Below are 17723 nucleotides of genomic sequence, written 5' to 3' on the forward strand. Positions count from 1 at the left end.
CTAATTATTTATTTAGTTAAATCATCAAAGAATTTTTTAACACCATCTAAAAAACTTTTAGAACGAGGGCTATTCTTTTCTCCCCCTTTTCCACCTAACGACTCACCAAACTCTTGCAGTAATGCTTTTTGTTTCTCATTCAGTTTGACTGGTGTTTCGACCACAATGTGGCACATTAAATCACCTTGTAAGCCCCCACGAACGGATTTCACCCCTTTCCCTTTCATGCGGAAAATTTTACCGGTCTGAGTTTCTGCCGGGATTTTTAGTTTCACACGCCCATCAAGAGTTGGGACTTCAATTTCCCCTCCAAGTGCAGCGTCAGCGAAGTTAATAGGCACTTCACAATGCAAGTTATTACCATCACGCTCAAAAATATTATGAGGTAATACATGAACCTGAACGAATAAATCCCCTGATGGCGCCCCATTTTCACCGGCCTCACCTTCGCCAGATAAGCGAACGCGGTCACCTGTATCAACCCCTGCAGGAATTTTTACTGATAAGGTTTTATACCTTTCAACTCGACCATGACCATGACATTTATTGCATGGGTCTTTAATCACTTTACCGCGACCATGACAGGTTGGGCAAGGCTGTTGTACTGAGAAAAAGCCTTGGCGCATATGTACTTGCCCCATCCCATGACAGGTTGAGCAGGTATCTGCACTGGTCCCTGGTTTAGCACCATTTCCATGGCACACATCACAGGTTTCCAGTGTTGGAATACGAATTTCTTTGGTCACTCCACGGACGGCTTCTTCAAGAGTCAGTTCCATGTTGTATTGCAGGTCAGAACCACGGCTTGGGCGTTGCTGTCTGCGGCCGCCTCCAAAAATATCACCGAAGACGTCACCAAAGATATCGCTAAAGTCAGCACCACCGCCGAAACCACCGCCGCCCATTCCACCTTGTTCAAACGCCGCATGGCCATATTGGTCATAAGCTGCACGTTTTTGATCATCAGATAGAACTTCGTAAGCCTCTTTAATTTCTTTAAATTTGACTTCGGATTCGTCTTTATTCCCCTGATTACGGTCAGGGTGATACTTCATTGCTAAGCGCTTATAAGCCCGCTTAATATCTTTTTCGGAAGCATTTTTCTCGAGGCCTAGAACCTCATAAAAGTCTCTTTTTGCCATTCTCTATTTACCCTTAACATGCGGAACGGGCGTAGAGTTTCCTCGACGCCCGTATCCGGTATCAGTAACTATCATTTGCTACAGCTACTGCGCCCGCTAAGGGCATTATTTTTTGTCTTTGTCGTTAACTTCTTCGAATTCAGCATCAACAACATCATCATCTTTCTTAGCTTCAGCGCCAGTTGCATCTGCGCCACCAGCTTGAGCTTGTTGTTGTGCAATTTCTAAAAGTTTCGCAGATGCAGTTACTAAGGCTTGGATTTTCGCTTCAATATCTGCTTTATCTTCACCTTTAGATGCTGCTTCTAACTCAGAAGTTGCTTTTTCGATATTCGCTTTATCTTCCGCTGGGAGTTTATCACCGGCTTCTTCGATTTGTTTACGAGTACCATGCACCAGTTGGTCAGCTTGATTACGAACTTGAACCAACTCTTCAAATTTACGGTCAGATTCAGCGTTCGCTTCTGCGTCACGTACCATTTTTTCGATTTCCTCGTCATTCAGACCAGAGGAAGCTTTAATAGTGATATTTTGCTCACGACCACTGTTTTTATCTTTCGCAGAAACATGCAAGATACCATCAGCATCAATGTCGAAAGTAACTTCAATTTGTGGCATACCACGTGGTGCTGCTTGGATACCATCTAAGTTAAACTGACCCAGTGATTTGTTATCACTTGCACGTTTACGCTCACCTTGCAGAACATGGATAGTTACTGCAGCTTGGTTATCTTCAGCGGTTGAGAATACTTGGCTGTGTTTCGTTGGGATAGTCGTGTTCTTCGAGATTAACGAAGTCATCACACCGCCCATAGTTTCGATACCTAAAGACAGAGGCGTTACGTCAAGTAACAGAACGTCTTTAACATCACCCGCTAAAACACCACCTTGGACTGCTGCACCCATTGCCACTGCTTCGTCAGGGTTCACGTCTTTACGTGGCTCTTTACCGAAGAAATCAGCAACAACTTTTTGTACCATTGGCATACGTGTTTGACCACCAACTAAAATAACGTCGTTGATTTCACTCACGCTTAAACCTGCGTCTTGTAGAGCAACTTTAACTGGCTCCATTGAACGCTTAACTAAATCTTCTACCAGTGACTCTAATTTCGCACGAGTCACTTTGATATTCATATGTTTAGGACCTGTTGCATCCGCAGTAATATACGGCAGGTTAACATCAGTTTGTTGTGCAGAAGACAGCTCAATTTTTGCTTTTTCTGCAGATTCTTTCAGACGTTGCATTGCTAACGGGTCGTTACGCAGGTCAACACCTTGTTCTTTCTTAAATTCTTCAACTAAGTAATTGATTAAACGAGTATCGAAGTCTTCACCACCTAAGTGAGTATCACCGTTGGTTGCCAGTACTTCATATGTTTTTTCGCCATCAACTTCATCGATTTCGATAATTGATAAGTCGAATGTACCACCACCTAAGTCATAAACCGCAATAGTACGGTTACCAACTTCTCTATCTAAACCATAGGCCAGAGCAGCAGCTGTTGGTTCGTTAATGATACGTTTTACTTCTAAACCAGCGATACGACCCGCATCTTTAGTTGCTTGACGTTGCGCATCATTAAAGTATGCAGGAACAGTGATAACAGCTTCTGTTACAGGCTCACCTAAATAGTCTTCTGCTGTTTTCTTCATTTTTTTCAGAACTTCAGCTGAAACTTGTGGTGGAGCCATTTTTTGGCCTTTCACGTCTAACCAAGCATCGCCGTTATCAGCCGCAATAATTTTATATGGCATGATAGAAACGTCGCGTTGAACTTCTTCGTCTTGGAAACGACGACCAATCAAACGTTTGATTGCAAATAAAGTATTTTCAGGGTTAGTCACAGCCTGACGTTTTGCTGGCTGACCAACTAAAATTTCACCATCTTGAGTGTACGCAATGATGGAAGGAGTAGTTCTATCACCTTCGCTGTTCTCCAGAACACGAGCTGTAGTACCATCCATAATTGCAACGCATGAGTTTGTTGTACCCAAGTCGATACCAATAATTTTACCCATCTAAAACGCCTCCAAAGGAATTCTTTTCACTATGATTTCGATATCAATCTATATGTGGCTCAATATTTCATTTTCAAGGGAGTTTTCACTCTGAGCTCAAAATTATTTTTAAATACGCAATAATTCTGATTGATATCCGTCGATGTCTTAAAGATGGGGTCACAAATCCATTCATCAAGGGGGGAATTAAAAAAAATTTGCATTTATTGCAAAAAAACCTGTCTTGTGATCATGGTTTGAGCAATTGAAACTGCGTATGATCCGCCGTTGCTGCCAACCAGGCAGCATTAATCAACTTATATCTACTTGAATTTTATATATTTTACTAGAGGTTATATGCAGCCTAGCTCTCTTGCAAATCCAGGCCCGCTTGGTTTACTCGGCTTTGGTATGACAACCATCCTGCTAAATATCCATAATGCAGGTTTCTTTCCTCTTTCATCTGTTATTTTAAGTATGGGGATTTTCTACGGTGGGCTTGCTCAATTTATTGCTGGACTGATTGAGTATAAAAAAGGCAATACATTTGGTGCAACCGCATTTACCTCCTACGGCATGTTTTGGATTTCATTAGTTGGTTTATTATTTTTACCAACATTAGGGTTAGCCGAAGCAACTTCCCCTGAGTTTTTAGGCGTCTTTCTCGCTATTTGGGGAATCTTTACCTTTTTTATGTTCTTAGGAACCTTTAAAGCAAACTTAGCACTGCAATTTGTCTTTGGTAGCTTAACGGTTTTATTCGCGCTATTAGCCATTGGAAATATAACAGGCAATGCCACATTACTGAAATTTGCAGGTTTTGAGGGCATTATCTGCGGCGCCAGTGCATTTTACTTAGCTGTTGCTGAGATTTTAAATGAACAATATGGCAAAACAGTATTACCTATAGGGCTGCGCAGTTAATGATAAAGAATAGTTTTTAATTATTTACCTTAAATCGTTTTAATCAGGTGGGGAACACTCACCTGATTACGTTCAATGACACTTCTCACGATAACTATTCTGACCGGATCGCCGATTTAGGCCTAAAAGCTTTGACTATTGCAGGGTCAGTTTCCACATATGGGCCGTCAAGTAATTGAATGCAATATGGAATACTGGCAAAAATCCCAGAGACTAATACATTACCGTCTTTATCTTTTAACCCCTCAAGAGTCTCGGCAATTGCTTTCGGCTGCCCTGGCAAGTTCAAAATTAAAGCTTGATTACGGATCACACCAACTTGGCGGGATAAAATCGCCGTAGGGACAAACTTCAAACTAATTTGGCGCATTTGTTCACCAAACCCGGGCATTTCACGGTCTGAAACCGCAAGAGTTGCATCTGGAGTCACATCACGGCGAGCTGGCCCAGTACCACCTGTTGTTAGAACCAAGTGGCAAGCAAATTCATCCACCAGCTCACACAGTGTTTGCTCAATCATGATTTGCTCATCAGGGATCAGGCGAGTTTCAATACGAAAAGGCGTTGTCAGCGTTTTTGCTAACCACTCTTCTAATGCAGGAATACCTTTATCTTCATAAATACCACTCGAAGCACGATCAGATACTGAAACCAGACCTATGCGCAATTCATTCATATAAACCTCAAAAAATTGATCAATCAGAAGCTGTTTACTCATGGGTAAACAGGCTCTTATCATATCATGATGCGTTTTTTCATACAGCGCCCTCAATTTTATATATTGAAATTGAGAACTAACTCAATGAAAAATTTCCATAAAAAAACCCAGCTCGTAAGCTGGGTTTGAATAGAAAAAGGTAATATTACAGTAAATCTGCAATCATTTTTTCCAGTTTTTCTTGGTCTACCGCAAACTTACGAATACCATCAGACAGTTTATCAACCGCCATTGGGTCTTGGTTATGCTGCCAGTAGAACTCAGCTTCAGTCAGTTTTTCACCTGGCTCTTGAGTTTTACCCGCATCAGTCAGTTTACGAACTAATTCACCTTGTGATTCAGATAACTCTTTCAGTAAGCCCGGAGAGATTGTTAGACGGTCACAACCTGCTAATTCGATGATTTCACCAACATTACGGAAGCTTGCACCCATCACTACTGTTTTATAGCCATGAGCTTTGTAGTAGTTATAGATTTCAGTCACAGAAATCACACCTGGGTCTTCTTGTGGCGCAAATTCTTTTTTATCCGTATTGGCTTTGTACCAGTCAAGGATACGGCCTACAAATGGGGAAATTAGGTAAACCCCCGCTTCCGCACAAGCACGAGCTTGAGCAAAAGAGAATAATAAGGTTAGGTTACAGTTAATGCCTTCTTTTTCTAGTTTCTCCGCAGCACGGATACCTTGCCAAGTTGAAGCGAGTTTAATCAGAATACGGTCATTGCTGATGCCAGCATCGTTGTACATTTTGATTAAATGACGAGCTTTAGCAATACAAGCTTCTTCGTCATAAGAAAGACGCGCATCAACTTCAGTAGAAATACGACCCGGAACTAATTTCAGAATTTCCAGACCGATATTAACTGCCAGTTTGTCACAAGCATCAACAATTTGTTGCTCGCGGTTGCTGCTTTGCTTACGCGCCCACTCTACCGCTTCATCGATTAGTTTGCGGTATTCAGGCATTTGTGCAGCATTTAAGATCAGCGACGGATTAGTTGTCGCATCTTGTGGTTTGTATAGCTTCATCGCTTCGATGTCGCCAGTATCAGCAACAACGGTTGTCAGACTACGTAAGGAGGTTAGTTTATCGGTCATTTCTTTAATCTCGTTGTTATACCCGTCATACTTCAAGCTGTAGTGGTGTTTGCTTACCACCTACCTACAATTTGAATTACTTTGCGTATTATAAAGGAATTGTGGCTATAGCCGCACCGTATACAGATAATATCATGCATCCACATTGCTGCAAGCAAGGAAATCCAGTCAGAAGTAACTATTTGATTGGCAATCGGTTTCGCCCCTTGATATAAAACTGAATCCTTTTAGCTAAACATCATTGATTAAAGAATAACAAAAAACAATATTGGTTTGGCTTATTATATCAATTAGCCATTAAGGATGAATTTTTGCTAAAGTAACGGCTATCATTGTTTAAAAAGGGTCAAGTCATGCTGATTACTATTTCACCTGCAAAAACATTAGACTACGAAAGCCCCCTGGCAACCCAGCAATTCACACAACCCGAGCTATTGGCTGAATCACAGAAACTGATTAATGTATGCCGTAAGCTAACCCCCGCTGATATTGCAAGTTTAATGAAAATTAGTGATAAGCTAGCAGGGCTCAATGCCGCTCGTTTCGCAGAGTGGCATGCTGATTTTACACCTGACAATGCAAGGCAAGCTATTTTAGCGTTTAAAGGTGATGTCTATACTGGCATGCAAGCCGAAAGCTTTTCTCAAGCAGATTTTGAATTTGCCCAATCTCACTTGCGTATTTTATCTGGTCTGTATGGCGTATTAAGGCCTTTAGATTTGATGCAGCCATATCGCTTAGAAATGGGCATTCGTTTAAAAAACACCCGTGGCAAAGACTTGTATGAATTTTGGGGAGACATTATCACCAAACAGCTTAACCAAGCACTTGCAGAGCAAAAAGACCAAGTGCTCGTCAACCTTGCATCCGATGAATATTTTAAATCAGTGAACACTAAAAAACTGGATGGCGAAATCATTAAACCTATTTTTCTTGATGAAAAAAACGGTAAATATAAAGTCATCAGTTTTTATGCAAAGAAAGCTCGTGGTTTAATGAGCCGGTTTATTATCCAAAATAAATTAACGAAAACAGATCAGCTTTCTGATTTTAATTTAGATGGTTATCAATTTGATGAAAGCCAGTCTAAAGGTAATGAGTTAGTCTTTACCCGCTCAGAACAGCCTTAAAACTCAAATTCAGGTATTGCTATAAGGTCAATACCTGATTATTTCAAGATGTTTTATTTTTTCGTACCCCATCACAGTTTAATAATAAAGCCTGCATACTCACAAAAATTCGCATCGATTACTCAGTTTACGGTTTCAGTTTATGACAACATAGGTTAAGTTTTACCCACTATTTTGGAGGTAAAGTATGCCTTATGTTGCATCATCAAAGCGCTATACTGAAATGGAGTATCGTTCATGTGGCCGTAGCGGGTTACGTTTACCAATGATTTCATTAGGGTTATGGCATAATTTCGGCGATAACAAACCTTTTGATAATTGCCAAGCCATGCTTCGGCACGCATTTGACCTTGGGATCACCCATTTTGATCTCGCCAATAATTATGGCCCACCACCCGGTGCTGCGGAAAGCAAATTTGGTCGGATCTTACAACAAGATTTCCTACCTTATCGTGATGAAATGATTATTTCTTCAAAAGCAGGTTATACCATGTGGGATGGCCCTTATGGTGATTGGGGAAGTAAAAAATATCTTATTGCAAGCCTAAATCAAAGTTTGAAACGGATGGGAGTTGATTATGTCGATATTTTTTATCATCACCGCCCTGATCCAAACACCCCTTTAGAAGAAACCATGGGGGCTCTTAACCTCATTGTGCGCCAAGGTAAAGCATTATACGTAGGTATATCTAATTATCCTACAGATGTAGCAAAGGAGGCCATCAGTATCCTCAATAAATTAGGTACTCCATGTCTTATCCATCAACCTAAATATTCCATGTTAGAACGCACGCCCGAAGAAGGACTCCTTGATTTACTGGAAGAAGAAGGGGTTGGCTCTATCGCTTATTCACCACTGGCTGGTGGAATTTTAACTGACCGCTATTTAAACGGTATCCCTGCCGATTCACGGGCTGCCGGTAACCCTTCACTACCGCCAGAAAGGCTCACTTCAAGTGTTTTATCTAAAGTCAAACAGTTGAACGAACTTGCGGAAAAAAGAGGTCAAAAACTCAACCAAATGGCCTTAGCATGGCTACTTCGTCATGACCGAATCACCTCGGTATTGATTGGTGCTAGTCGCATTAGCCAAATTGATGATGCTATGGGGATATTGAAAAATCGCGCTTTTACGCAACAGGAACTTAAAACTATTGAATTGATTTTAGAAGATTCAATATAAATTGCTTCTTAAGGCAAGTTGCAGAGTATATCTGCAACTTGATAATAATAAAAACTAACGGTATTCACCATTCGCTTTAAATTGGACGACGGAATATGGCTGGGTTCTGCCATCCGGTTGTTCCATCCCTAAACTGCCAATTGGCATCCCCGGCACCGAAATACCAACGACATCCGCGGGGAGTGATTCAATAGCGTCAAGACTACTTACAGGGACATGACCAACAATCACTTTCCCTTTATATTTCGCAATATGGCAGCTACGTAAATTATAAGGCACCTTTAATTTATCATTTAACTGGCTTAATTCATCATAACTTATCTCATTAATAACAACATCATAGCCCGCTTTATTAATTGCTTCCCCCCATAACTGGCAGCAGCCACAGTTTGCATCTTTATACAATTGTACGCTTTCTGCTTGCGAAAAAGCCGAAAATGACAGTAATAACATTCCACTTAAAATTAGTTTTTTCATCCAGTTCACCTTTTAAATAATCACTAATAATATTTATAAAAATCTATTTTTTATTGCGCGCCTGACAAATTAGTTTGTATGCAGCAGGAATAATAAATAACGATAATAATGGTGCAGTGATCATTCCTCCAATCATGGGGGCTGCAATCCGACTCATCACTTCAGAGCCAACCCCAGTACCTAATAAAATAGGTAATAAACCTGCTAAAATTACCGCAACCGTCATGGCTTTAGGTCTGACTCTAAGTACTGCACCTTCATATAATGCACTATCTAAATCTTGTTTTGATAACTGGTTAATTCCTTGCACTTTTTCTTTATCTTCAATAGCATGTCTTAAATAAATCAACATAACAACACCGAACTCAGCGGCTACGCCCGCCAATGCAATGAACCCCGTTCCCGTCGCAACGGATAAATTAAAATTCATCCAATAAAGGAACCAAATAGCCCCGACTAAAGCAAAAGGTAGGCTGAGTAAAATAAGTAATGCTTCACTGAAACGCCTAAAAGCTAAATACAACAACACAAAAATGATCATAATAGTTGCGGGTACCATTAGCATAAGCTTTTGGTTAGCTCTTTCTAATAATTCAAATTGCCCTGTAAATGAATAACTCAACCCCGGCTTCATTTGGATGTTATCTTTTATTGCGGCATCAATATCTTTAATAACAGAAACCATATCGCGGTCTCGTGCGTCAATATAAATCCAACTTGTTGGACGTGCATTTTCTGTTTTCAACATAGGTGCCCCCATATTGACAGCCACATCGGCGACATCACTCAGTACAATTTGTTGCTTACTTGGCGTTAAAATCGGTAATAATTTCAATGCGGAAACACTATTTCGATGATCCTGTGGATATCTTAGACTTATGGGATAACGTTCAATACCTTCTACCGTTTCACCAATCATTTCCCCCCCTGTCGCCATCGATATATACACTTGTACATCGCTAATACTCATTCCATAACGGGCGGCTTTTTCTCTATCAATCTTGACATCAATATAGCGGCCACCAACCAACCTTTCTGCTAATACAGAAACAACACCGGGCACAAATTTAGTTACTTTTTCAATTTCTTGCGCTAAAGCATCAATTTCTTGGAGATCTTTACCTGAAACTTTAATCCCGATAGGGCTTTTTACCCCGGTTGAAAGCATATCGATCCGGTTACGAATTGGTGGAACCCATAGGTTTGCAACCCCTGGTAAACGAACTGTTTCATCTAATTCGTCAATGATTTTTTCAAGCGTCATCCCTTCTCGCCACTGTGATTGTGGTTTCAAACGAATTGTCGTTTCAATCATTTCCATAGGAGCGGAGTCTGTTGCCGTCTCAGCTTTACCAACTTTGCCAAATACAGTGTCTACTTCAGGAATGGTTTTTATAAGCTTATCGGTGTTCTGTAATAAAAATGCAGCTTGAGCGGGTGAAACCCCCGGCAATGTTGAAGGCATATATAACAAGTCGCCTTCATTAATTGATGGTAAGAATTCACCGCCTAAATGCTTTAACGGCCATATCACGGTAAATAGTGTTAAAAAACCGATTAATAATGTCGTTTTCGGCCATGCTAAAACCTTAAGCAAAATAGGGCTATACAGTGAGATAAGCCAACGGTTAAGTGGGTTTTTATTTTCATTTGGAATATTACCGCGGATCCAATACCCCATTAAAATAGGGATCACTATTAACGCTAAGGCAGCTGCCCCAGCCATTGCATAGGTTTTTGTAAACGCAAGTGGTCCAAATAACCGTCCTTCTTGCCCTTCTAACGTAAAAATAGGGATAAAAGAAAGAGTGATAATTAATAAACTAATGAATAAGGCAGGCCCAACTTCCACAGCGGAATCAGTTATAAGTTTCCAACGCTGAGCATTATCGAGTATTTTACCTTCATTTTGGTGTTGCCATTTTTCTAATTTTTTATGGGCGTTCTCTATCATCACGATTGCAGCGTCAACCATCGCACCAATCGCAATTGCAATCCCCCCTAACGACATAATATTTGCATTTATTCCTTGATAGCGCATTACAATAAAAGCAATAAATAAACCAAGCGGTAAAGAAATAATAGCCACTAATGCCGAACGAAAGTGCCATAAAAAAACGGCACAGACGAGGGCTACAACAATAAATTCTTCCAGTAATTTATAACTTAAATTATCTATAGCATTATCAATTAATATGCTTCTATCATAGGTTGTGATGATTTCAATACCTTCGGGTAAGCTAGCTTTTAAATCATCAAGTTTTTGTTTTACATCTTGGATAACATCACGTGCATTTTCACCTGAGCGAAGTAAAATTATTCCACCAACAACTTCCCCCTCACCATTCAGCTCCGCGACCCCACGGCGCATCTCAGGGCCTTCTTGTACTCGAGCAACATCTTGTAAATAAATAGGAATGCCACTTTCAGATGTTTTCAGGTAAATTTTATTAAAATCATCCAGTGACTGAAGATAGCCACTAGCTCTAACCATATACTCAGCTTCAGCAATCTCAATTGAAGAGCCCCCAGCTTCTTGGTTAGCCATCTCTACCGATTGTTTTATCTCAGGTAAAGTAATTGAGAACTGGGCAAGCTTCAGAGGGTCAACCACTATTTGGTATGATTTCACCACACCACCAACGGTTGCTACTTCCGAAACATTAGGCAGCGCTTTTAATTCATACTTCAAAAACCAATCTTGTAATGAACGTAATTCAGCTAGATTATGCTTTCCAGTTTTATCGACTAAAGCATATTCAAAAACCCAGCCTACTCCTGTCGCATCTGGTCCAATCGATGCGACTGCCCCTTTAGGTAACTTAGTTTGAACCTGATTTAAATACTCCAAAACCCTTGAACGAGCCCAGTACAAATCAGTATTATCTTCAAAAATAACATAAACATATGAATCACCAAATGCAGAAAAACCTCGTACTGTTTTGGCACCTGGTACAGATAACATCGTGGTAGTTATTGGGTAAGTAACTTGGTTTTCAACTAACTGTGGAGCCTGACCCGGATAGGTCGTTTTAATAATGACTTGAACATCGGATAAGTCAGGCAAGGCATCAACTGGTGTATGGCGAATACTCCAGAGGCCTGCAATAACTAAAAAAACTACCCCCATTAATACCAAGAACCGATTAGCTACTGAGCGTCTTATAATCCATTCCAACATAGTCTACTCCTGAGATTTATGTGATGAATGATTAGATGGTGTGGCTTGCTCAGAAAGTGCTTCCATTCGTGCTAATGCACCAGCAATATTGGCTTCAGAATCAATAAGGAAAATACCTTGAGTCACTATAGGCTCTCCAACTTGTAAACCTTCAGATATGGCTGTCATTTGTTGAGATTCCTTGATGACCCGGACTTTTTTCGGGATAAACTCACCGTCTTTCCCTACCGCAATCACATGTTGTTCTTTACCTGAATCCACTATCGCCTGAGAAGGAATTAACAGACTTTCTTTATCTTCAGCGACTAAATTTAAATAAGCAGTCATCCCAGGTTTTAATAAATTTTCTCCATTTGTAATTTCTGCACGAATATTAATAGTCCGGCTAGCCGCATCAGCACTCGGTAATATCAACCAGTTATTTACTTTAAATTGGTGATTAGGATAAGCAGGAATAGCAACAGAAAATTGAACCTCTTTATTCAACAATTCTGCTGTTGATTGTGAAATAGATGCATTCAACCATAATGGAGTTGTTCCTTGAATTTGAGCAATAACTCCTTCTTTTGTCACATTCATTCCAAGGCGTAGGTTTAGTGCTGTAATCACCCCTGAAATAGGCGCTTTGATGATAAAACGAGTTTGTACTTTGCTACTTTTAATAAATTGAGCAATTGAATTTTCTGGCATGCCATTTAAACGTAGGCGTTCAAGCACGCTATTAAGATCTGTTTGTGGAACGCCCATCTGCTTCAAGGCGAGATATTCACTTTGAGCTTCGACCCATGCAGGGATGGTTAACTCAGCGATAGCTTCTCCTTTTTGGATCTGCTCGCCCACCGTAAATGGATAAACTTTTTCGACAAAACCACTTTCCCGTGCTTGTACGATGGCAAATTGGTGGTCATTAAATACAATTTCAGCAGGAAATGTTAAGTCATAGTTTAATTTTCCCCATTTCACAGCCACTGTTTTTACACCTAAATTTTGCGTTTGTGTTGGGTTAATAGTGACCCCTTTACTATCTGCTGAAGCTAAATTCTCATCCGCATATTTAGGTACTAAGTCCATATCCATAAAAGGAGACTTACCCGGCTGCTCAAATTTAGTATTTGGGTACATCGGGTCATACCAATATAAAACGGTGCGCTCTTGTTTTTCAGTTTCCTGTACCAGTTTTTCATCTACAAAGAAATAACGGTAAAATAAAATTGAAATCGCACTCGATAAAATAACCACAAGCAGTAATTTGGCCAGGTTGACTAATGACATAACATCTCTCTATCTATTTAATTTATCTTTTCGATTGATTTCAATATGGAAAGGTTGCCTTTTTGAGAAAAAGAAAACGTTAGTTCATCATTCTCTTGTAAACCTTTAATCATATTTTCATCTTCATAGGTAAAACGCATAGTCATTGGTGGCCAACCAATACTTTCAATTGCTTGGTGGTTAATTGTTAGTTTTTTATTCGCTTTATCAATCGCAATTAACTTACCTTCTGTGTTAATAACCGGCTCAGCAACTTTTTCTGGGTAAACAGAATGATCGTGCTCCGCTGTATTTGCGTAACCTATCGTTGTGAACATCCCTATCGAAAGGGCAAAAATAACTTTATTCAAATTTTTCATGTTTACGATCCTATTTGTCCGCCACCTAATGCAGAGAATAAATTCACTTCATTCTTCTGCTGCTCTATTTTCAACATCAATAAATTCTGTTGCTCTGTAAATAAAATTCTTTGTGATTCAAGAACATCTAAATAGCTTAAACTGCCATATTGGTAACTAGCTTGTTTTTGAGCCAATACATGTTCTAACGTTTTGACATACTGCTTTTGAGAGAATATTTGTTTTTCTAAACTAGATTTAATCGCCAACGCATCTTTCACTTCACGAAAAGCCACTTGGATATTTTTCTCGTAATTAACAATTGCTTTATTTTTGCGAATAGTCGCTAGCTCTAAATTTCGGCTATTTGTACCACCAGTAAAAATAGGGAGTGTAATTTTAGGAATAAAATTCCAAATACCATTCGAGGAATCAAATAGTCCCGACAAAGAGTCATTACTATTCTCAATGCCAGTATTGAAAGAAATAGAAGGGAAGAATGCCGCTCTTGCTACACCAATATTCGCATTTTCTGAAATAATATTTTGCTCTGCCGCCATAATATCAGGCCTTTTTAATAACATTTCAGAAGGTATATTTGAGGGGGTTATAATAAGTGGATACTTTGGCTCATAGCTCGTTGAGGCTATTTTTATTTTCTCAGCGTAATCATGCGTCAAGAAATTGACTAAGTTTTCATTTCTTACTATTTCACTATTAATTTTTTCTATACTAATTTCAATGGATTGAACTTGCCCTTTCGCTTGCTCTAAATCTGATAGTGTCGCATTTCCTGCTGCAACTTTTTGCCTCACAATAGATTGGCTGTTGAGATAACTGTTTTTTGTTTCTTGAGCAATTAATAAAAGTTGTTGGTTGTATACCACATCTAAATATGCGTCAGCGACAGCCTTAATCGTTAAAATTTGTGTAGCTCGGCTCATTTCTTTAGAAGAAAGGAATTTTGCTTTATCAGCTTCTGATAAATTCTTAATACGACCAAAAAAATCGAGCTCATAACTAATATCAATACCCGCACTGTATTTTTTATTTAGAGATGAATCAGAATTCAGTGACTGGTTATAATCACCACTCGCTGATGAGCTAATTTGTGGGTACTTTTCAGCCTGAGACAAGCCAAAACGAACACGAGCTTCTTCCACATCTAATGCGGCAAGATAAAGGTCACTGTTCTTTTCAAGGGCTGTCTGTATCACCCTTTTCATTTGCGGGTCTTGAATAAACGCTTGCCAGCTAGGTATAGAAAATGTCGATTCCCTTGTTCTGCTAGCGGCCGTTAAATCAGAATGTAATTGTTCTGGTACATTAGACTTTGGGCGCTGATATTCAGGAGCGAGAGAGACGCACCCTGTTAAAATTAGAGCATGAGCTATCAGTAATATTTTTGGTGAAAACATGGTATAGCCACGCCCCTAGTAATTAAAATTATTGCTATGGTAAAAAACACCTCCTGTTAGATTCATGACATGAAAATGACAAATTTGTCATTTTACATTTGTTGGTTTCAATGCTTAGAATAAAGCTGGATAAAATAGCTCCAACTCAGCTTTGAGGTACTTGTGAAATTACTTATTGTAGAAGATGAACATAAAACCAGAGAATATTTATCAAAAGGGTTAACTGAATCTGGTTTTATTGTCGATGCGATAGAAAATGGTATTACGGGGCTTCATATGGCAACAACAGAAGAGTATGACCTCATCATCCTTGATGTCATGTTGCCTGATATTAACGGTTGGGAAATAGCGAAAAACCTACGTACTATTGGCAAAAACACTCCTATATTAATGTTAACTGCATTAGGTAATGTTGAGCATCGAGTGAAAGGCCTTGAACTTGGCGCTGACGATTATCTTGTAAAACCTTTCGATTTTTCTGAATTACTTGCTCGTGTTAGAACTCTTTTACGTCGAGGAAATAATAATATTCAAAAAACTCAATTTTCTATTGCTGATTTGCATGTTGATTTAATTAAAAGACGAGTCACTCGGTCTAATGAAAAAATTAATTTAACGAGTAAAGAATTTGCTTTGCTTGAGCTTTTTGTTCTACATCAAGGCGAAGTGCTATCACGCTCTTTAATTGCATCAAAAGTATGGGACATGAATTTTGATAGCGACACCAATGTTATTGATGTCGCGATTAAGCGTTTAAGATCAAAAATCGATCATAATTACGAACCGAAACTGATCCATACCATTAGGGGTATGGGGTATTTACTTGAGATCCCAGAAAATGAATAAGCTATTTCGCTCCCCGATCTCTATTTCTGCTCGGCTTATTTTCTTGATCAGCATCACCCTTTCCCTTGCATTGTTATTATTTAGCTGGCTTATGATCAACTCTGTCGTTTTGCATTTTAAACAGCAAGATGAATATACACTCAACCAAATTAATTTAACGATCCACAGTTTATTAAACGAAAATGCTGGCTCACAAGATGAGCAATATACACTGATCAGAACTATTATTAATGAACATCAAGATATTGTGGTTTATTTGAGTGACAATAATGGAAAGGTATTAACATCACCGAATGCAACAACAGAACTTATTTCCCACTTAAAAAATTATGACCCTAGCAAAAGCAATAAAGACCTCTACCTTAAAAATTACCGCCTGTCAGAAAGCTATATTCAAATCAGTGGACCTTCAGAAGCAAAAAAATATCGGCTAGTAACAGCTTTATCCTTAAATTTCCATCATGATTACCTTAATTCACTAATAAATAATTTAATTATCAGTGCGGTTTTGCTATGTTTTTTAACCGTTTCTATTGTTTATTTTCTTGTTATCAAAGGGTTGAAACCACTTAAAGATGTCAGTGATGAAATAAAAAATGTCACCTCAGAGAATTTAAGTATTCGCTTAGACCCAACCGCTGTCCCTAAAGAACTAAAACAATTAACTATTTCATTTAACCAAATGTTGGTTAAAATTGAAGATGTTTTTGTCAGGCAAACCAATTTTTCAGCGGATATAGCCCATGAAATGCGCACTCCTATCACTAATTTAATGACTGAAACACAAATATCTTTAAATAAAAATCGAACAAAGGAAGAATTAGTCGAGGTGCTTTATTCAAACTTGGAAGAATATAATCGACTATCACGGATGATCTCAGACATGTTATTTCTGGCGCAAGCCGATGATAACCGATTGATCCCAGAGAAAAAACAGATCAATCTTAAGGAGGAAATAACTTTAATTCTTGATTACTTTGAGTTTTTAGCAGAAGACAATGAAATTCAATTAAAACTTATTGGTGAAGCAAACCCTATTTTTGCAGATAAAAACATGCTTCGTCGAGCAATTACCAATTTAATTTCGAATGGCATCCGCTATACGCCAAAAGGTGATTCCGTCAGTATAAATTTGGCAAATGTCAAAGGTGGAATTGAGATTATCATTAGTAACCCAGGTAAAAAAATCCCTGAAGAACATCTCCCTAAGTTATTTGATCGCTTTTATCGGGTGGATAAATCAAGGCAAAGAAAAAATGAGGGGAGTGGAATTGGTTTAGCGATTGTGAAATCAATTATACTTGCACATAAAGGATCTATTCAGATTGCTTCAGATGAGTATTCTACCCGTTTTACAATTTTCCTTCCTAATAATATATAAAATTTCTCATTTAGAGTTAAAAAAGAAAAATGGCAGATTTGTCATTTTTCTGTCAGGTATTAGACAGAAATAAACCCTTATTATAACCATATAGAAAGTTATTCTGTTTTATTTTAATAAGGATTTATCATGAAAAAAGTTATTTTGACTTTGGGGCTTATCGTTGTCACTGCTAATATGGCTTACGCAAAACCTGAAAATAATATACATAAAAATGCGGCAACGGCGCTTTCATTTACTGAGAATAGCACATCTGCATCGACTCAAAAGGCGATTAATAACCACCTTAATCAAGCTGGAATTAATACAAAAAAAGCCATTAACCAAGGATTAAGTTTTTCTGAATTAGATAGCCATGCTAAAGCGGCTGTTGCCCTTAGTTTTACTAAAAACAATACGTCACCAACTATGAGGCAAGCAATTTTAAATCACAAAAGCCAATCTAAAGATTTTCAACAATCAAAACCTTTGAGCTCAACATTATTTACCGATATGAATGAACATGAGAAGGCAATTACTATTCTGAAGTTTAATAAAAATAGTTCCTCAGCGAATATTCAAAATGAAATTAACCGTCATTTAGAGCAGCTCAATTAATAGATTAAATTTACTT

15 protein-coding genes are annotated in these 17723 nt (G+C 38.7%); 6 read left to right on the forward strand and 9 right to left on the reverse strand.

Annotation, left to right across the window (positions count from 1 at the left end):
* Window positions 1-8: 8 nt before the first annotated feature.
* Both dnaJ and dnaK read right to left on the reverse strand, forming a co-directional pair.
* Window positions 9-1142 (reverse strand): molecular chaperone DnaJ, encoded by a 1134-nt coding sequence (dnaJ, locus tag ACPEH5_RS06825; protein WP_042846986.1) that lies wholly within the window; start codon window positions 1140-1142, stop codon window positions 9-11.
* 105 nt (window positions 1143-1247) lie between these two features.
* Window positions 1248-3164, reverse strand: coding sequence for a molecular chaperone DnaK (gene dnaK / locus ACPEH5_RS06830; protein WP_048608428.1), 1917 nt, complete (start codon window positions 3162-3164; stop codon window positions 1248-1250).
* Window positions 3165-3500: 336 nt separating this feature from the next.
* Between dnaK and satP the strand changes: the two genes are divergently transcribed.
* Window positions 3501-4067 carry an acetate uptake transporter gene (gene satP / locus ACPEH5_RS06835; protein ID WP_129466871.1) on the forward strand — a complete coding sequence of 189 codons (567 nt, stop codon included), beginning with the start codon at window positions 3501-3503 and terminating at the stop codon, window positions 4065-4067.
* A 94-nt stretch (window positions 4068-4161) separates the two neighbouring features.
* Here satP and mog read toward each other — a convergent pair whose 3' ends face one another.
* Both mog and tal read right to left on the reverse strand, forming a co-directional pair.
* Window positions 4162-4743, reverse strand: coding sequence for a molybdopterin adenylyltransferase (gene mog, locus ACPEH5_RS06840; protein ID WP_042847030.1), 582 nt, complete (start codon window positions 4741-4743; stop codon window positions 4162-4164).
* Between the two features lie 187 nt (window positions 4744-4930).
* Window positions 4931-5884 carry a transaldolase gene (tal, locus tag ACPEH5_RS06845; RefSeq protein ID WP_042846989.1) on the reverse strand — a complete coding sequence of 318 codons (954 nt, stop codon included), beginning with the start codon at window positions 5882-5884 and terminating at the stop codon, window positions 4931-4933.
* Between the two features lie 353 nt (window positions 5885-6237).
* On the opposite strand from tal, the gene yaaA reads away from it, so the two are divergent.
* Both yaaA and ACPEH5_RS06855 read left to right on the forward strand, forming a co-directional pair.
* Window positions 6238-7014, forward strand: a complete 777-nt coding sequence (gene yaaA / locus ACPEH5_RS06850; RefSeq protein ID WP_048608432.1) for a peroxide stress protein YaaA — start codon at window positions 6238-6240, stop codon at window positions 7012-7014.
* Between the two features lie 187 nt (window positions 7015-7201).
* Window positions 7202-8197 carry an aldo/keto reductase gene (locus ACPEH5_RS06855; RefSeq protein ID WP_281110695.1) on the forward strand — a complete coding sequence of 332 codons (996 nt, stop codon included), beginning with the start codon at window positions 7202-7204 and terminating at the stop codon, window positions 8195-8197.
* Between the two features lie 54 nt (window positions 8198-8251).
* Here ACPEH5_RS06855 and ACPEH5_RS06860 read toward each other — a convergent pair whose 3' ends face one another.
* From ACPEH5_RS06860 to ACPEH5_RS06880, 5 genes are read right to left on the reverse strand one after another with little or no spacing between them, the layout of a single operon-like run.
* Complete coding sequence (locus ACPEH5_RS06860) at window positions 8252-8674, reverse strand: DUF411 domain-containing protein (RefSeq protein ID WP_042846992.1); 423 nt, start codon at window positions 8672-8674, stop codon at window positions 8252-8254.
* Window positions 8675-8717: 43 nt separating this feature from the next.
* Entirely contained in the window at window positions 8718-11855 is a 3138-nt protein-coding gene (locus ACPEH5_RS06865; protein WP_210786769.1) for an efflux RND transporter permease subunit, read from the reverse strand.
* Window positions 11856-11858: 3 nt separating this feature from the next.
* Window positions 11859-13127 carry an efflux RND transporter periplasmic adaptor subunit gene (locus ACPEH5_RS06870; protein ID WP_042846994.1) on the reverse strand — a complete coding sequence of 423 codons (1269 nt, stop codon included), beginning with the start codon at window positions 13125-13127 and terminating at the stop codon, window positions 11859-11861.
* A gap of 17 nt (window positions 13128-13144) precedes the next feature.
* Window positions 13145-13486: a copper-binding protein gene (locus ACPEH5_RS06875; protein ID WP_042846995.1), complete on the reverse strand. Its 342-nt coding sequence runs from the start codon at window positions 13484-13486 to the stop codon at window positions 13145-13147.
* Between the two features lie 2 nt (window positions 13487-13488).
* Complete coding sequence (locus tag ACPEH5_RS06880; RefSeq protein WP_272579460.1) at window positions 13489-14883, reverse strand: efflux transporter outer membrane subunit; 1395 nt, start codon at window positions 14881-14883, stop codon at window positions 13489-13491.
* Between the two features lie 162 nt (window positions 14884-15045).
* Between ACPEH5_RS06880 and ACPEH5_RS06885 the strand changes: the two genes are divergently transcribed.
* The 3 genes from ACPEH5_RS06885 to ACPEH5_RS06895 all read left to right on the forward strand — a co-directional run bounded on the left by ACPEH5_RS06885 (window position 15046) and on the right by ACPEH5_RS06895 (window position 17707).
* Entirely contained in the window at window positions 15046-15729 is a 684-nt protein-coding gene (locus ACPEH5_RS06885) for a heavy metal response regulator transcription factor (RefSeq protein WP_048608439.1), read from the forward strand.
* Window positions 15722-17110: a Cu(+)/Ag(+) sensor histidine kinase gene (locus tag ACPEH5_RS06890; protein ID WP_042846998.1), complete on the forward strand. Its 1389-nt coding sequence runs from the start codon at window positions 15722-15724 to the stop codon at window positions 17108-17110. The genes ACPEH5_RS06885 and ACPEH5_RS06890 overlap by 8 nt, the downstream gene beginning before the upstream one ends.
* Before the next feature lie 129 nt (window positions 17111-17239).
* Window positions 17240-17707: a hypothetical protein gene (locus tag ACPEH5_RS06895; protein ID WP_166686983.1), complete on the forward strand. Its 468-nt coding sequence runs from the start codon at window positions 17240-17242 to the stop codon at window positions 17705-17707.
* Window positions 17708-17723: the final 16 nt, after the last annotated feature.

Origin of the sequence: Providencia sp. NPDC089933, assembly GCF_049545585.1 — a bacterium.
Taxonomy (GTDB): Bacteria; Pseudomonadota; Gammaproteobacteria; order Enterobacterales; family Enterobacteriaceae; genus Providencia; species Providencia huashanensis.

Bases quoted from the DNA above. Each gene is read 5' to 3' on its own strand.
- dnaJ (WP_042846986.1), bottom strand. From the start codon at position 1,142: ATGGCAAAAAGAGACTTTTATGAGGTTCTAGGCCTCGAGAAAAATGCT.
- dnaK (WP_048608428.1), bottom strand. From the start codon at position 3,164: ATGGGTAAAATTATTGGTATCGACTTGGGTACAACAAACTCATGCGTT.
- ACPEH5_RS06880 (WP_272579460.1), bottom strand. From the start codon at position 14,883: ATGTTTTCACCAAAAATATTACTGATAGCTCATGCTCTAATTTTAACA.
- ACPEH5_RS06860 (WP_042846992.1), bottom strand. From the start codon at position 8,674: ATGAAAAAACTAATTTTAAGTGGAATGTTATTACTGTCATTTTCGGCT.
- yaaA (WP_048608432.1), top strand. From the start codon at position 6,238: ATGCTGATTACTATTTCACCTGCAAAAACATTAGACTACGAAAGCCCC.
- ACPEH5_RS06875 (WP_042846995.1), bottom strand. From the start codon at position 13,486: ATGAAAAATTTGAATAAAGTTATTTTTGCCCTTTCGATAGGGATGTTC.
- satP (WP_129466871.1), top strand. From the start codon at position 3,501: ATGCAGCCTAGCTCTCTTGCAAATCCAGGCCCGCTTGGTTTACTCGGC.
- ACPEH5_RS06855 (WP_281110695.1), top strand. From the start codon at position 7,202: ATGCCTTATGTTGCATCATCAAAGCGCTATACTGAAATGGAGTATCGT.
- mog (WP_042847030.1), bottom strand. From the start codon at position 4,743: ATGAATGAATTGCGCATAGGTCTGGTTTCAGTATCTGATCGTGCTTCG.
- ACPEH5_RS06895 (WP_166686983.1), top strand. From the start codon at position 17,240: ATGAAAAAAGTTATTTTGACTTTGGGGCTTATCGTTGTCACTGCTAAT.
- tal (WP_042846989.1), bottom strand. From the start codon at position 5,884: ATGACCGATAAACTAACCTCCTTACGTAGTCTGACAACCGTTGTTGCT.
- ACPEH5_RS06890 (WP_042846998.1), top strand. From the start codon at position 15,722: ATGAATAAGCTATTTCGCTCCCCGATCTCTATTTCTGCTCGGCTTATT.
- ACPEH5_RS06870 (WP_042846994.1), bottom strand. From the start codon at position 13,127: ATGTCATTAGTCAACCTGGCCAAATTACTGCTTGTGGTTATTTTATCG.
- ACPEH5_RS06865 (WP_210786769.1), bottom strand. From the start codon at position 11,855: ATGTTGGAATGGATTATAAGACGCTCAGTAGCTAATCGGTTCTTGGTA.